The sequence below is a fragment of the Mycoplasma zalophidermidis genome, assembly GCF_018913985.1.
GTDB classification, from domain to species: Bacteria; Bacillota_I; Bacilli_A; order Mycoplasmatales; family Metamycoplasmataceae; genus Mycoplasmopsis; species Mycoplasmopsis zalophidermidis.
In genome coordinates this window covers 10,206-27,170 of sequence record NZ_JAHMHK010000006.1, presented here as the reverse complement: position 1 = coordinate 27,170, position 16,965 = coordinate 10,206, and the positions used below count along the sequence as shown (strand labels likewise).

The window sequence follows — 16,965 nt, the reverse complement described above, 5'->3', positions numbered from 1 at the left end:
TTTATTCTTTAATGTATTAAAATATGTTTATGAAAAAACCGAATTGACAAACACGCTGGCGTAATTCTAGGTTTAAACAAAATCTTACTTCGTTTTTTTATTGATTAAAAAAAGTATCAAATGTTCGTATCATTTTGATAACTTATTTAGCAATAATAATATTAGCAAGCTTAGTTTTATGAAGTCCAATTACGCACCAAACTACAGATAAAATATCATACATTGATGCGTTGTTTACAACCGCATCCGCTTTTAGTGATACTGGATTGGTGACTAAAGCTAGTTGAAATACTTGGAATATGTTCGGCCAGGCAGTTATAGCGTTTTTGATTTTGTCTGGTGGAATTGGCATTTTTGCCTTAAAGATATTTTTCTTTACTTTAATGTTTCCTAGAGCCAAAAATTCAATTACAGATATGGAAATTTTAGCCCACGAACGCGGAGGAGATAATTTTGGCCAAAATAAACGTGTAATAATTAATTCAGTTTCAGCCTTATTAATCATTACAATAATTTCTGGATTTGGTTTAAGTGTTTACTTTTATTTGGCTGAACCTAAAGTCGCCGGCGATATAAACTTACACGGATCTTTTATTGCTTCGCAAGGAGATTGAGCATTATCATTTAGATATGGTTTCTTCCATACAATTTCAGCTTTGAACAATGCTGGTTTTGACATTATTGGCGATAATTCGCTAATGTCTTATTATCACAATATAGAATTACAAATGTTTTTCGTAATTCTATTTGTTATTGGTGGTCTGGGATACCCGGTTATTTACGATTTATTGAATTGTATAAAAATTAAAATAAAATACAGGGGCAAAAATAAAAAATACGTTTTTAAATTAATAACAAAAATTTCAACAAGCACTTATCTAATTACTACAGTAATTGGTTTTATTGTTATATTGACATTTGAAGCCAGCGCTAAAAACGAAATGTTAACATTTTGAAATAAAGCAGAATATGGAAATATAGTTGAAAAAATTTGACAATCACTTTTCCTAACATTGTCTACTCGTTCGGCCGGTTTTAGTACCATTAATATACAGCATTTAACTATGAGTAGCGTGGTTATGATGTCTATATTAATGTTTATTGGAGCAGGCCCTGTTTCTACCGGGGGTGGTATTCGAACAACAACTATTGCCATCTTAATACTTGCTCTTGCTTCAAAAATTAGTGGGCGTCCTTCTGTACGAGCATTTAGACGAAGAGTTGATGATGATACTGTTAAAATGAGTTTTATTATTTTCTCTATTTCAGTATTTTTAGTGTTTGTTGGGACATTAATAGTATCCTCAAGCACCTTTACTTATGGCGGTAAATTAGATCATAATAAATTTGGTTTTGCTCATTTATTATTTGAAGTTTCAAGTGCCTTTGGTACTAGTGGGTTAACAGTTGGTGTTACTTCTAATATGAATGATGTTTCAAAACTCGTGATAATTTTAATTATGTTTATAGGTCAATTCGGCATTAGTTCAACTGTTTTAGTTTGGGGTGGTAAAAAGAATTACTCATATAAATATGATTATATTCATGAGGAGGTAATGATTGGCTAAACAAAGTTATTTAGACTTAGGTATAGATGAGAATGTTACTGAGTCATTTTTAAAGTGTGCACGTCGTAAAAAACTCAATATTTCTCTATTTGTAATGTTGGTTTTACTGATTATTTCTATTATAGTGCTTATTTCGTGTGTAAAATTAATTGTTCCATGATGAGCAACATTGATTTCAATCTTTTTATTATTTTTACCCGCAATAATAATTAATATTTACCTAAATTATGTTCGTTTTTGTTTAATTATTGAACGTGTTTATCAACAAGATAATCCTAAGGTTTGAGTTAAGTACAAACCAAGATATTTAAGTATTATTTTTGATACGAAAGTTGCTATTTGAACATACAATATTTCCCGTAAGAAGATTAGTAAAATTAATAAACTTGATTCATCTAAACTAATAAATTATCTAGCAAATTCTAATTAGAGTTTGCTTTTTAATATTTTGCAATTACAGCTCTTGTTGTTAATTTAGTCAGTTTCAGAAACGCATTAAAAACAAATTCAGAAATAAATGTTAATATTTATGTTAAATATAGTAATTTGTTGTATGATATTATTAATATTATTATTTAAAGGGGAAAAAATGGCTACTAAAAAAACTTTATTCGCTAAATACTATTTAGCCGAAAAATTCGATAAAGATAGAAACATGTCTTTCAACTTAAAAAAACAAAATTTAAAAACTCATAATAATTTTGCAACATTTGAGTTAGCCTTAAATGCTTTTATTGAAAAAGCTTCAAAAACAAAATCACCTGCTAAGGTTTGATTCCATCGAGACGGATGTTTTAGAGGAAGTGCCACAGTAGAGCAATGTTTGGTGATTCTAGGTCGTGTTAAGGAAGAAAAAATCGAAGATAAAGATGTTATTGAATTTATTAACAGAGAAGACTTAGTTGACAAGACACCAGCCAAGAAAACTAAATCTCTATCACTAGAACAATTCAATAAGTTAATCGATAACTCAAAACTTTACATTGAATTAAACGGAAACAACTTACCTATTTTAATTAATTCAAAATCAATTAAATCAACCGCTGATGTTAGTGTAAATGTTTTATGAATTGCTGTTAACAGTGATAAAAAAGCAACAGTTGAGTATACATTAGAAAAAGATAAATTTGTATCAGAACCACGTATCGCAAAATTTATATACTTTAATTTAACTCCTGGAACTGAATTTTTATATGAATCTGAAGACTTAATTACTGAAGAGCAATTCCGCGAATTGATTAAGTCGGCACAAGTTTGCGCTAAAACTAGAAAGAACATGACTGCATTAGATTTACATTCGTGCTGTATCAAATCAGATAATCAAGAATTGAATTTCGAAGTAGAAGAGATTAATGTTCAAGATTTAGAACACGCATTTTTCAAAGGACACTTCTCAAAGGATAATTTAATTTCTAGCGATATTACAGGCGTATTCGATTTTAGGAAAGTTGACGATAATACAGAAATTATCTATGCAGATGAATCATTTGTACCTTCAATCACTGAAGACGAATTCAATAACCTAGTATCATTATCTTCGATTTATGCAGATATTACAGATAATAACGATGCAGTTCTATTTCAAACTAAACAATTCAAATCTGATTCTGTTTTAGATGTAAAAATTGAACAAATCAACATAATAAATTCAGAGACTGCTTTTGTAACTTACCATTTTGAAAAATGTGAATTTAAATCTGAATCAAATTCAGTTAAATTTGACCTAGGTGAATCAATTTTGGGTGATACTAAATTATTACCTTTTAATGATAATCAAACTTTAACAATGACTCGAACAAGAACAGTTGATGTTGAACCGACCAAAACTCCTGCCCCAAACAGACAAAACGATCTTTTATTCTGATTATTCTTGATTATTTTATTATTAATAATCGGGGGCGGAATTTACGTGATAGCACACTGAGTATTTAATTACGTTAATTAATTACGTCCAAAATCGCCGATGCGCGATTTTTTATTTTTATTGTTTTTTGAAAAATAATATAAAAAATAAGCTATTCGGTAACTAAGAATAGTTTAAAATATGCTTTGAAATACGAAAAAAAAGTATATATTTTATGTTATAAAATATATAGGAGAAAATATGGCGAAAAGAAAATATAATGGTGTAGATTACGATTTAGATGTGGTTAACCAAACACTTAAATTAAGAACTCAATATCATGAAGATTTATTAAGCAAACCTGCAGGTAAAGGTTTCAAAAAATTCGGAGGATCATCAATAGGAAATATTTTTGAAACTGATTCATTTAAGGGACAATTTTTAGCGTTTTTACATATGGCACGACTTGCTCCTCCAATTTTTGTTAAAAAGTATGTAAGGGCTGGTGAAACCGTTGAACCAATGGTTTTTGATTTAATGAAAAAGAAATTTCCGAAACTTGATATCGAGCATATCGAAGCTGCAAAGGTTGGATATGATTATTTTAAAGAAACTCATGACATCGTCGGTGGAGTTCCTGATGGGTTGATACCTTCTAAAAAAATAGTATTAGAAATGAAAGCGGTACAAGCTAAAAAACAAGCGATTTGAGAACAAAACAACAATCTTAATGTTCCTTTAGATTATCGAAAACAAGCAGAATTGTATGCTTATTTATTAGGTTATCCAAGATATTCAATAGTTGCTACTTATTTAGAGGAAGGAGACTATGAAAAACCTGAGTTAATAGATTTAAATCAAAGAAATATTGCCCAATATATGTTTGATGTTGACCAAAATAAAGCGCGTGATGACTTGGAGACAATTGTCAAATTTTGAAAATATTATTCAAGAACTGGTATAAGTCCAAAATATGATGCTAGACGTGATGCAAAAGTCGTCGAGTATTTATTGTGTCATAATGAACAGGAATGAGAAGAATTATTCAATAAATGAAAAAGATTTGGAGATGTAGATGAAGATATCGAGTTCTGACAAGTTAAATAAAGATAATACAAAACTTATTTCTTTTAGCCAATTCAAAACATATTACACAAGTCAACCTTACTTCATTTGATCTGAAAAGGATTCTGAAGGGAATTCGATTATTCCGAATGTTGACATTAATGGTTTCAAGTTGTTTTTGGATTCTATGATTGAGTCTTCATCAACTAATGAAGCATTACACCAGTTTGATTTTTTAAAAGAACTTAATGATGAAGATGAAGAATCTTATTACGATAATAAATATTTAAGCGACATGACCAAAAGTTTTTTTACTAGCGAGTGAAATTACAAAATGGAAAATCAAAACATGTTCACGAATGCGTATAAACAGGCTTGTGATTATTTAATTAAATACCATGGAAATAATTTGACAACTTCTTATATGCAAAGAATTTTTCCAGTTACTCAACTACATTTAGCTGACGAATTTTTAAATGATTTTTTAGTTGATAATAATAAAACATTGCTAATTGATCCAACATTTTGTTATCTAGCAAAAAAAAGTGATGCTAATTTTGTTGTTAAGGCAACTTGCTTTGCATATTGTAAAGAACATTGCACTTTATATTTCCAAAAAATGAAAAGCTCTACTAATATAGATGATTATCTAAAAGCTTATTTTACTTATAATGTTGCGCTAAAATCTCGTATTAAAATTAATAATATAAAATTCGTTATTTTTGACTTCGAAAACGACAAAAAAGGAAGAATTACATTTCGCACAGTTGATGGGTCTTATTCTAGTGCTAGTGCTTCATCAGTGAAAAGAGAAGGAATAAGTTTAACTAAAGACGCAAATAAATTGATTGTTCGTGATTTAATTAATTCTGGATTAGCCCATTCGCAATCCAATTATGAAGGGCTCAAGGCAAGTGTTTATAATTCATTTAAACTAGGATATGTTTTTGATAACCCCAAATCCAAGGATGTTACAAAATTTTCAACTAAAATTGTAAATAATATTAGAAATAATGAATTATTTATCCCTGACCTTACTGTTAATTTAAAAGAAGCAAAATATGAAGAATTTGACCAATCTATTTCTAAAATAATTGATGCAAGTAAAATTACAAAACCTGCTTACTCGATAAAACAAAATGGTGAATTGATTTTCGATTTATCTACTGATTCGACCGCTTGAGGAAAGAATAAAGAGTTAAATACAATTAAAAATCTATATTTAGGACCAAACTATGTTTATTCATCGGGTAATGGTGGCACAGGTAATTCATTAAAGATATTAGACCAAAATCATATTGATAAACATAAATTCATTGTTGATAAGTTGTATAGCTTTCCGAATTATTTCACCAATAAAGCTTTAGAATTAATCAGTGAATTAATGGTTAAGAATTTGAAAATTGTCTGATATGACTATGAAGGAGTTAGCTCGTTAATTCCAATTTTTGATGGGTTAAAATCGTGAAGACAAGTTCCTCATCAAGTTTCTGTGATTATTACACAAAATGGTCAGGTAGTTTCAGAAGAGGATGTTATTAAAGATCCTAAAAACTTAGAGCTTATTGATTTGGTTGATGTCATAATTAGGGTTCATAGTTCGGCAGATAAATATGTTGTTTTCAATAAAAATTACGAAAACACAAGAAATTTAGAAATCAGAGATATGGTCAAACAACGTTATGATAATTTTGACCAAAATAATACCGATGATGTTGAATTTGTAAATCAAATGAGAACACGTGGATTTGATTCATGGTTAGATTTTGAAATTTTAGTTAAGCATATTTATGATAATACATTCGATTTATTAGAGTGTTTTACAACCAAAACTGATATAACAGATCAAGTGTTTTATGTCTCGCGATATATAAAATATAATGAGTATCATAAACCGTCATTCAAATTAAATCTTAAAGAATTTGAAGGAAATCTAGATGATTATAAAAAAATCTGCGATGAGTATCGTCGCAACACCTTTGCTGATAAAGAATTAAAAACTATTCGAATAATGGAACTGCTGGGTTACACCAGCATCAAAAAACTTGAAAAATTAATTACTAAAAGCGGTTATCAATATCGTTGAAAAATTAAAGAGTATGCCGGATTAGAAATCAAAAATGGTTCTATGGCACTAGAACTGGCCGTAAATAGAAATGCCAATTGCACTAAAGATAATGAGTGAGCTGCTAAAGTTGAAAAATTAAAAGAATATTGTCATAATGACGTTGTCGCAATGATTGTTGTTTACGAATTCATCCTAGGTTTTATTGCGGATGTATTTCCAGAGATTTATGGTTTTGAGTTTGAATTAAACAAAAATGAGAAATTAGCAGTTGATTTTGATAGTAAAAAACTTATTAAAGTAGCGATTAAATAATTAAGATGGAAGTAATATGAACAAGTACGAAAAAATTTTTATAACTACTACAGATACTGTATGCGGTATTGGTGGACCAATTAGTGATACAACCTTGGAAACTATTTATGAACTTAAACAGCGTCCAGCTCATAAAAAAATAATGATTCTAGTTGGATCATTGGAACAAGCTCAAAAATTTAAGGAATGAAACGAAGAAGCAAATGATGTAGCATTAAAGTTCTGGCCCGGAGCAGTAAGTATTGTTGTTAATAACCAAGGTTTCAGAATGCCCAATCACCCAAAACTTAATGAGTTCTTGTTAAAAAATGGTCCAATGTATGTTACAAGTGCTAATATTTCGGGTCAAGAACCAATTCAGATTAATCAAGCTAAAACTGTTTTCCCTCAAATAACAAATGTTTTTAATTTTGGTCAGGTTTCAGGTAAGGCAAGTCGAATTTATAATGTCGATACCAAAGAGTGAATTAGATAATTTTTATGTGAGTTCGACTCACATTTTTTTAAAAAAATGACACCAGATGTTGGTGTCATTAACTAAAATATTAGTGTGTAGGGTTGTTTACAACACGTACACGTTCTTTAGCGTAAGGCATTAGAGCCATAAAACGAGCTCTTTTGATTGCCATTGCAACTTTTCGTTGGTCTTTTGCTGATAATCCTGTTAAAGCACGTGGTTTAATTTGACCTGTGTTTGTAACAAATTTATTTAGCAATTCAATATCTTTGTAATCAATGTAGTTTAGGTTTAAGTCAGCGATTAAGCTTCTACGACGTCTGTTGAAAGCAGGTTTTTTTGAACGGAATTTTGCCATTTTAGTTCCTATTGTAAATCATCATCTTCATCAAATACAGCGAAATTGTGTTTTGCTTCATTTGTGTTAGATGTTGGTATATTAAATACCTGTGCATCTGTAGCGACATAATTTGATGTGGGTTTTGATGATCCACTAAATGTAGTTTGATTTCTTTGAGGATTAAATGAATTATCCATATTTGGAGTATCTGTTGCTCTTCTTTCGCGTTGTTGACGTGATTCCAAAGAGTTAATTGTTTCAACTGTAACTTCATAGGTTCTGACAACTCCGTTTTGGCCGTTGTATGAACCCGTCGTAAATGAGCCTTCAATAGACACTAATGATCCTTTTGTCAAGTATTTTGACATAAAATCAGCGGTTGATCTTCAGGCTACTAATGGTATAAAATCTGTAATTGGCTCGGTTGAGTTTGTTCTTCTTGTAACTGCTACAGAAGTTCTGCATCAGTTAACACCGCTAGGGGTAGTGAAGCCTCTAATATCGTTAGCAATTCTTCCAACCAGTAATACTTTATTCATATTTCCTCATTTCTAATTGGTTAATTATTCAGCTTTTTCAGCTTTTTGTGTTCTGGGTTTTCTTTCAACTTTTGATTCTGCATCGTAAGATTTTTTGAAAGGTTTTCTTTCAGATTTTTCAGCTGGATTATAAACTTTTTTACCAGCTCAAGTCTTTCTTTCTTTACCTAAACCTTTTTCTGTATCTAAATTGATAACTAATTGTCTTCAAATTTCTTTAGAGATGTTTGAACGACGAACGAATTCAGCTACTAATGAAGCTTCTCCGTTTAGTTGAATTAAAAGATATTGTCCTTGTGTTGAATGGTTTACTGGATAAGCTAGAGTTGTGTTTTCTAGTTTTTCTGCCTTAATGATGTTTGATTTTCCAAAGACGCTTTCGACTAACTCGAATCCAATTTCGTGGTTAGCTTTAGGGTCTAGGAGCATCATAATTTCATATTTATGCATTTTATCCTCCTTATGGACATCCGGGTCATACGACCAAGGAGTAATTAATATTTACTCATAGCAATTATATATTAAGATTTAAAAAAACGAAACCAATATTAATAATTAATATTTTTATTGTTAATATTAGTTTTTTGACGTTCTTTATTAAAATCTTAATACACTTATTCAGTTATTTTTCTGTATTTTTCGTAAAAGTACTGAATATTTAATAAGGTTTAATCTCAAAATGGTTAAACTGGAGTTCTATAGAAATTTATAAGCTTTTTTAGCAAAGTTAATATATAAAGTTAAATTATGTGGTAAATTTATTATTATGAGTAAATTAGTTATTGTTGAATCGCCAAACAAAGTGGCAACCATAAAAAAATATTTAGGAGATGATTATGATGTTTTAGCTTCAGTTGGTCATATTGCCAAACTTTCTACTAGAACAATTGGTAACACAATCATGGGCATTAAAATTGATGAATGAGAACCTGTATATGTGATTGATTCTACCAAAAAAACCACTGTTAAAAAACTTAAATCTGCTGTGAAAAAAGCTGATGAAGTTTTCATTGCGACCGACCCTGACCGTGAAGGTGAAGCCATTGGAGATCACTTGGTTAAGTATTTGGACATTCAGGATAAATACTCTCGTATTAAATATAATGAGATAACCAAAGATGCAATTTTAAAAGCAATTTCACACCCAGCAAAACTTGACGAAGCATTAATTGATGCCCAAAAAGCACGTCGTATGTTGGATAGAATTATTGGTTTCAAACTAAGCAAATTAATGAAACAAAAACTTTCTAACTCTCCGACAAAACCATCAGCTGGTAGAGTTCAATCGATAGCATTAAAATTAATTGTTGATAGAGAAAAATTAATTGAAGCTTTTGTTCCAAGAGATTATCATAAAGCGTGTGCTTACATTGATGAAAATTTCAAGGCTGATTATTATAATGAAAGTAACCCAAGTGGTGAAAAAGATTGAATTTATCCTGAAGAAAAGGGAGAAATATCCAAAAAAATATTTTCGTTACCTAATTCATTGATTGTTGAAAGCATAAGAGAAACTAGAAAAAAAATGGGCGCTATAACGCCATTAAAACAAGCGGTTTTATATAAAAAATCTCCATTTTCTTCACAATCAACGCAAAGAGCAGCTCAAAATTTATATGAGGGATATGGAGATGGCGGTTTAATTAGTTATCCACGTACAGATTCAACTAGATTAAGTCAATATTTTATAGATAATGCACGTAAATATATTGAAAATAAATATGGTAAAGAATATGTTTCTGATGAAATTAAGGGTTTTTCAGGGGATCAAGACGCCCACGAAGCTATTAGACCTACAGACATTACCTTAACTCCTGAAGAAGCAAAAAATAAATTTAAATTAAATAACTATGACTATCAAGTTTATAAATTAATTTATGAACATACACTACAAGCATTAATTAATGTTCCTATTAGAATGTCTAAAGCTTATGTTTTTGATAAACAAGGTTTGAAATTTAGATTAACAACATCTAAAATTTTGTTTAATGGTTATTATGTAGTTAAAGGTGAACGTGAAGAAGTAGAAGATCCTAATTATGGTGAAGGTCAAGTAGTTCCAGTTGAAAAATTCGAAGTAACTGACCACCAAACTAATCCGCCCGCGAGATATAGTGAAGGTTCATTGATTGAAGCCTTAGATAATATAAAAGTTGGACGTCCTTCAACATTTGCTTCAACAGTAAAAATTGTTCTAGACCGTGAATATGCTGAAAATATTAACGGAGCATTACACCCTACTGAATTTGGTCGTATTGTTATGGATAAATTAACCGAATCATTCCCAAAAATAATCGAAGAAGGTTATACTGCTCGGGTTGAAGAAGAGTTGGATTTAATTGCTCAAAGTAAAGTCAATTTGAAACCCGTTATGCAAGAGTTTTGAGACAACTTTAACAGAGTTTATGACGAAGCGGAAAAAACAATGGAACATACAACAATTTCATATGAGTTTGCTAATGAAAAATGTCCACAAGATGGAACTGAACTTATTATTAGAAAAAATAGATATGGCAACAAATTCATTGGTTGCCCTAATTTCCCTAAATGTAAATTCGCCAAGAATTATGAAAAATAATTTACAAAACACTCATTTTTGTTTAGTTTTAGGAAAAATAACGACTAATTTATTAAAATTGTTAGTTGGTTTTTATCACTGTATAAATATTAAATAGATTATAAATTTAAATATTTAATATAAAATATGTATGTAGAAACGGGCTAAATGAAATTTCTAAATTATTTTATATATATTTTAAAGAACGCAGCAATCAACTTTATAGTCATAGTACTTGCTATGTTATTAATTCATTGAACATTAGGTTATAGTTTGGTACCAAATTATCAAACTAATTTTGGTTTAGAATTTTTGAAAAGTATTTTGAGTTTTAATTATGGAAATATTGAAGTAAATTCTTCAAGTATTTCTGTTTTTCACGTCTACGTTCCTTACTTTAATTTCACATTATTTGTTGTTTTAATAAGTTTTGTAATAAGCTTTGGTATTGGTTTTGTAATTTCATACAAATTAGCAAAAAATAATAAAAACGCAATAACCGGCTCTCTAAATATCATAATTTTTATATTTAGTTCAATCCCTATTTTTATTTTAGGACCGATAGCTATTAGCTTTAATAAATGAGTTGGGTTACCAAGCATTTATATTGATACTTATTTCAATAATTTTTGATTGACATTCCTGTCGTTGATTGTTCCAATATTAATTTTAACTATTGTTATTACACCATTGGTGGTTGCGATTAATTATCCAATTCTAAAAGAAATTTTACAAAGCGAATATTACACTTGATCTCGAGCAAATGGTTTTAGTCAATATAAAATTTTTGTTACAGTAGTTTTAAGAAATTGAATCGCAAAAGTGCTTCAAAATATTGTGCTATTCTATATTTTCTTAATGACCTATGCAATGATTATTGAACGTTTCTTTTATGCTCCTGGTCAATCATTTATTTTTCAATATTTAGGTCAGCCGCAATATTTTAATTTATTAATGTTTTCAATTTTGATTAATATTTCAGTAATCGGTTTGATTAAAGCTGTTTGCGACTTATCTACTTATTTTTTGGATACGTCTAAGATAGTTAAAAACTATAGAATTGGAGGTGTAAAATGAAACAAATAGATAATTTTGATTTTGTTAAACATTCATCCACGCAAGTCAGAACAGTTGTCCCAGTTTCTTCCGCCAAAAGATATTGAAGTAAATTTTTCTCGTCAAAACTTTCGGTTATTTCTTTGATAGTATTATTATTGGTGTTAATATTCTTAATTTCATCCGTATTGTTTTATAGTCCTAGTTCATATAAAACTATCAATAATGCCTACTCGCTTAATTCGGAATTACCTAGTTCTTTAAGCCCATGAAAAACTTTGATTTTGCCCGAAAGCGATGAACTTAATGTATTTCGAGAATTTGCTAAATATAATAATAATTCAGTATTTATAGATAAAATAATTGATGATAAAGATGGTCTAGTATCTTATTCCGTCACCTTTAACGCATATAAACTATTTGGCGATAATAAACTGCACTTATTAGGAACCAATTCACAGGGTATTGATATTTTCGCTAGATTGATTTCAACGTTAATTAGTTTAATCGTAATTTCAGTTTCAGCTGTAATTATATCAGTATACTTATCGATTATTTTAGGTTCATTAACTGCAATCTATTTCAAAAAATCTATTTCTCAAATTATTGAAAAAATCTTTTCAACATTTGCTTTGCTACCTTATGTCTTTATCTCAGTAATCGTATTTTTATTAGTTAAAAATACTATTGTAAATGCAATAATAATTTTTTCTGTAATTTCAACAATAACATTATTTATTAGTTCTTATCAAAAAACATGCGAAATACTAGAAAATGAATTTATAAATGCTGATAAATCCGTCGGTTTTAGTAACTTAGATCTACTAATTAGAACAGTTTTTAAACCAGTATTGCTTTATCAATTAATTCAAGCCACAGAGCAATTAAGTTTGATTTTCTTAACATATACTGCGTTATCAATTTTTTCAATTGATACATCAACCTTAACCCTTGGAACAGTAATTAAAGAAGCATTAGATTTAATATCAATTAATCCTTGATATTTGGTAACGTTATTTGTGTTAATAACTGGCTTAATGTTTGGTTTTAAATTCCTAGCATTTAGTTTAAATAAAAGTTATGTAAATTTTAGGGGGTCAGATGAGTAAAAGATATTTATCATCAATATTACCTTTATGTATAACTCCTTTAACTGTTCTTGGATGTACAACGAGACAAAATATTGCTAAAAATGTGTATGTTTTGGAAAAAAATGGCGTCAATGATACATATTTAAATCTACCCAAAACAGGTGGTGTTTGAGGCTATAAAAATACTTTACATGACTCATTGGTTGGTAATTACATATTTAGATATAAGTTTGTCGGCGAAGCAAAATATGATTACTTAAATAAATATTTCGCAAGAAATGGAATTGTTGGAAAATTTCGTAAATTTGGAATTATTGACAAAATAACAATAATAACTAAAAACGGCCAAAAACATCTTTTTGATACGGACTCTGAAGATGAATTCAAGAACCCTAGCAAGTTAATAAAAGTTGATATTAACCGTGGGTATAAGAATTATATTTATGATTTAGTTTCGTCTAATCCTAAATCAATCAATTCAGAAAATTTCACAAATTGTTTATCAAATTCTAAACAAGTCATTTTTCATATTAAATCCGATTTGTTTTGATACGATAAAGGCCAAAAAACTAATACAAAAGTTACAGGATTAGATGTACTTAAATCAATTAAATCAGCTGTTTTAACAAATAAAAATCTTAAACATTTATCATTATTAGGTTTTGACACAAAAAACAGTTTAACTTTTAATAATAACTATTCTGATAGTGAATTTAAGTTTAATATAGTAGAAGTACCTAATGTTAACTTATTATTAAACGAGTTTGCAAACAACAAAATCTTTACGGCCTATAGAGATAATGAATGATCCGCTGGGGCATATAGTTTAATAATTAATGACTTAAAACATACTGAGTATATTGCGAATTTCCAGCAAGATCTTAAAAAAGTTATTTTAAAATATAATCCAGTAGGAAGTGTTGAATTACAAACTCATAGAATTCACTTGATGAATGAATATGAACAGGGTTTAATTACATCTCAAACTATAGATGAATTTGATAATTTACAACAAAGTAAATACATACGAGATTTTAAATCGCAAAACAATGGTGTCAAACTGAATATTGTCCAAACTAAAAACAATTCTTCGATAAATGTATTATTACCCAGATTTAAAACTATATCAAATATTAGTGATGTAGATTTATATGATAAATTCATGTATGAGTCTGACGTAATCAATAAAAACGAATCTACTTTTTATAATGGTAGAGGCTTTGTGTTAAGAAATAATTTACAACAAATAATAAACAAGTTTACTTTGAATTTCAACCTATATAAGACACAATATTATGATAATTTAATTTCTCCCAATGCTTTGATTTCTAATGCTAAAAATACTAACTATATTAGGATACTGGATGCAATAGACCATTTAAATAAAGCGGTAATTTTTACGGAATCGCAGAAAATTGAGTATTATTCACAAATGTTAAAAGAGGATTACTACAAGAAAGATAGTTATTTAGATTTAAAAACTCAATTAAAATCTCGTTGATTTAATGAAATAAAAAATAATATTAACTTGTTGTTGAATAAGTTTTATCATGATTATAATTTGTCCTCTAAACAAACAATTACAATGATTATACCTTTTAATATTAAAGCATTCGACTTCAAAACATTAGAAGTGATAAATGAAATTTTTTCAGAAATTGACGAAAGATTAATTATAAAAATAGTTGATATAAATGATAAAACTGTTGAGAATTATTATGAAAAAATAACTTTTAATGCAAAAAATACAATTGACTTTTTTATTCAATTACTAACTCTGAATAATAATAATTTTATAAATTTACTGCCTTATATTGATAATATGAAGTTTAAATATTTGGTAAAGTTTAGAGAATATTTTGCCGAATATTTTAAAATGGATTCACAATATATTTTAGAAACTATTGATAATTGGTTGCCGACTGATTATGAATCAAATATGAGAGAGTTCGCCTTTAAATTACATTCTAAATTTAATTACTACGACATCATTAATATGATTGCGGAATTAAAAATATTATTAACTCCTACATATAACACCGAAAATAATGTTGATTTAGACGATTTTAAATATGAACTCATTCAATCGTGAATACATAAACCAACACGTGATGATAATTTAATATACTTTGAGGATATCATAGTATCGAAAGAAAATTATGAAAATTAAAAATTTAACCTTTCTTCCTTTTTTAATCGGTCCTTGTATTATTGCAGCGAGCTGTAATAATGATTTTGATATTAAAGTTAATAAAGAATTAAAATACGGTTTGAACACTAATGAATCAATTTTAAATAAATTCACTATTGAACAACTTAAAATATTAAATAAATTTCGTCCTTTATTTATTGCGAAATCTAATGAACTTAATTCATCTGATATAGCTTTTCAAGACAATGATATTCTAGTTAAAACTAAAAACAAACAATTATCACTTTCTAAGTATTTAAATTATAAGCCAACAGCTAAATTAGGTTTACATTTAATTAATGACCAAGAACATGGTTGAAAATATATTATGGTCGACAAAAACAAGTCAACTATTGATAATTATGATCTTTTATTCGAACGTTATGATTATATCTTTGACCAAGATTTGAATATTGACTTCCCAGATATTAATAGCATCATTAAAAGAATTTCTACATCAACAATTAACGACCAATTAAACATCACTATACCAAATTTTATAACTCCTAATTGAATAAGAGCGAAGGCTTGAGCTAAAAATAAAGAACAAATTAGTTACTGAGAAGACCTAATATTATTTGAGCTTAAGAGATTTGACTTCGGCAGTTTAAAACCAATTCAAAAGGTAAAAATTTCAGCAAATAATTTTATTGAATCAAATGTTGGTAGATATCACAAAAACGCACCTGTTATAACTATTGATTTTCTGGATTCTGATGGTAAATCATTGCTTAGCAAAAACCTTAGAAATAAAAAATTCATTATCGGACAATTAAATCAGGATTATTTAATTCCTTACAATGAAGATAATGTAAAAAACTATAATTCATTATTTAGAGATTACAATTCAGTTAGTGATTTTAAACACACTTTAGATATTGACGATGATGAGGTTTTATTTAATGAATACGTCAATGTTTTCTATGATGATATTACGATTCTAAAATATATTAATCCTTTATCATTGGAAAATAATCAATATGAATTATATGTCAATCCGACTTACTTATACAATAAAGTTAGTGCGAGATCATTTTTATGATTCTTGAAAAATGATGAAAAGTACTTTGAAATAGTAGTTCCAGAACACCGGAAAAATGTTGATTTGAAATATGAAATCGTTGATAAGAAAATAAATGACGAATATCTTAATGATTCATTGTCATTAATAGAGTTGAAAATTAAGGTTACTAAACTAGACGGCTCAATTAAATTCTATAAATGATATTCAATCGACATTAATTCGCACTACCATACTTTTGCTGGATATAAAACAAATCTAGACACTGATTGAAATAGCAATAATATTTACGGATATGGCTGAGATGAGAAATTGGGCGAAGGAAAGATAAATAGAATAACTAGAGTTATTGACCCTAACGAGTTCTACGAAAAAATGCTGTTAAAATTATTAAGTTTACAGGTTTACAAATTAAAAGATAATCTAACTTTATTCAACAACAGAGTTATGACAAAATATGAGGCCCACAATGTAGATAATAATACTATTTTAATTGAACAATTAAAAACTAAATTTGGAATTGATGTATTTAAATATCTAATTGGTAATAGTAATAATAAGAATGATTTAATTGATGATATTGATGTAAAATATTTGGGATTAAGTAACGAACCTGGTTGCGTGTTGCTTAAGGTTGATTTCTTGGATAAAAACAAAAATTCAATGCTAAATGACATTAATCGCAACAAAATCATAAAATGGTATGGGTTCAATGGTACTGACTTCACTAAGATTAACAAACAGATAAGTAAATATAATATAGTCAATGCTAATATTGATTATTTATTAAAAAATTCACAAGTGAATTTAAAAGATCAAAATAATATTATTGATTATTTTGAATGAAAGGAATAAAA

At 28.3% G+C, this 16,965-nt stretch carries 14 protein-coding genes; 11 read left to right on the top strand and 3 right to left on the bottom strand.

The genetic code is table 4. The features are described from left to right. The first annotated feature begins 29 nt into the window (after positions 1 to 29). The 6 genes from KQ878_RS03280 (at position 30) to KQ878_RS03255 (ending at position 7,331) form a co-directional block, all read left to right on the top strand. On the top strand, positions 30 to 1,568 hold the full coding sequence (locus KQ878_RS03280) for a TrkH family potassium uptake protein (RefSeq protein WP_216505412.1): 1,539 nt from the start codon (positions 30 to 32) through the stop codon (positions 1,566 to 1,568). After that, entirely contained in the window at positions 1,561 to 1,998 is a 438-nt protein-coding gene (locus tag KQ878_RS03275; protein WP_216505413.1) for an MAG0130/MAG3770 family membrane protein, read from the top strand. The genes KQ878_RS03280 and KQ878_RS03275 overlap by 8 nt, the downstream gene beginning before the upstream one ends. A gap of 159 nt (positions 1,999 to 2,157) precedes the next feature. Then, positions 2,158 to 3,513 carry a hypothetical protein gene (locus KQ878_RS03270; protein WP_216505414.1) on the top strand — a complete coding sequence of 452 codons (1,356 nt, stop codon included), beginning with the start codon at positions 2,158 to 2,160 and terminating at the stop codon, positions 3,511 to 3,513. 159 nt (positions 3,514 to 3,672) lie between these two features. Beyond that, positions 3,673 to 4,518: an MAGa7180 family putative nuclease gene (locus KQ878_RS03265; RefSeq protein ID WP_216505415.1), complete on the top strand. Its 846-nt coding sequence runs from the start codon at positions 3,673 to 3,675 to the stop codon at positions 4,516 to 4,518. Next, the gene (locus KQ878_RS04450; RefSeq protein ID WP_216505416.1) at positions 4,487 to 6,856 is read left to right on the top strand and encodes a UU173 family protein; all 2,370 of its coding nucleotides are present in this window, start codon (positions 4,487 to 4,489) and stop codon (positions 6,854 to 6,856) included. The genes KQ878_RS03265 and KQ878_RS04450 overlap by 32 nt, the downstream gene beginning before the upstream one ends. 16 nt (positions 6,857 to 6,872) lie before the next feature. Beyond that, positions 6,873 to 7,331, top strand: coding sequence for an L-threonylcarbamoyladenylate synthase (locus KQ878_RS03255; protein ID WP_216567927.1), 459 nt, complete (start codon positions 6,873 to 6,875; stop codon positions 7,329 to 7,331). Between the two features lie 70 nt (positions 7,332 to 7,401). On the opposite strand, the gene rpsR is transcribed toward KQ878_RS03255, so the two are convergent. Genes rpsR through rpsF form a run of 3 tightly spaced genes read right to left on the bottom strand, consistent with a single transcriptional unit; the run spans position 7,402 to position 8,642 of the window. Next, positions 7,402 to 7,671, bottom strand: a complete 270-nt coding sequence (gene rpsR / locus KQ878_RS03250; protein ID WP_171111979.1) for a 30S ribosomal protein S18 — start codon at positions 7,669 to 7,671, stop codon at positions 7,402 to 7,404. A gap of 8 nt (positions 7,672 to 7,679) precedes the next feature. Further along, entirely contained in the window at positions 7,680 to 8,192 is a 513-nt protein-coding gene (locus KQ878_RS03245; protein WP_216505418.1) for a single-stranded DNA-binding protein, read from the bottom strand. A gap of 24 nt (positions 8,193 to 8,216) precedes the next feature. Next, positions 8,217 to 8,642, bottom strand: a complete 426-nt coding sequence (gene rpsF / locus KQ878_RS04445; RefSeq protein ID WP_216505419.1) for a 30S ribosomal protein S6 — start codon at positions 8,640 to 8,642, stop codon at positions 8,217 to 8,219. Positions 8,643 to 8,958: 316 nt separating this feature from the next. Between rpsF and topA the strand changes: the two genes are divergently transcribed. The 5 genes from topA (at position 8,959) to KQ878_RS03215 (ending at position 16,963) form a co-directional block, all read left to right on the top strand. Continuing rightward, positions 8,959 to 10,770: a type I DNA topoisomerase gene (gene topA / locus KQ878_RS03235; protein WP_216505420.1), complete on the top strand. Its 1,812-nt coding sequence runs from the start codon at positions 8,959 to 8,961 to the stop codon at positions 10,768 to 10,770. A gap of 219 nt (positions 10,771 to 10,989) precedes the next feature. Further along, entirely contained in the window at positions 10,990 to 11,835 is an 846-nt protein-coding gene (locus KQ878_RS03230) for an ABC transporter permease subunit (RefSeq protein ID WP_216567926.1), read from the top strand. After that, positions 11,823 to 12,914, top strand: coding sequence for an ABC transporter permease subunit (locus tag KQ878_RS03225; RefSeq protein WP_216505422.1), 1,092 nt, complete (start codon positions 11,823 to 11,825; stop codon positions 12,912 to 12,914). The genes KQ878_RS03230 and KQ878_RS03225 overlap by 13 nt, the downstream gene beginning before the upstream one ends. Further along, complete coding sequence (locus KQ878_RS03220) at positions 12,907 to 15,066, top strand: OppA family ABC transporter substrate-binding lipoprotein (RefSeq protein WP_216505423.1); 2,160 nt, start codon at positions 12,907 to 12,909, stop codon at positions 15,064 to 15,066. The genes KQ878_RS03225 and KQ878_RS03220 overlap by 8 nt, the downstream gene beginning before the upstream one ends. Next, on the top strand, positions 15,056 to 16,963 hold the full coding sequence (locus KQ878_RS03215; RefSeq protein ID WP_216567925.1) for an MAG3240 family lipoprotein: 1,908 nt from the start codon (positions 15,056 to 15,058) through the stop codon (positions 16,961 to 16,963). Before KQ878_RS03220 ends, KQ878_RS03215 begins: the two co-directional genes overlap by 11 nt. Positions 16,964 to 16,965: the final 2 nt, after the last annotated feature.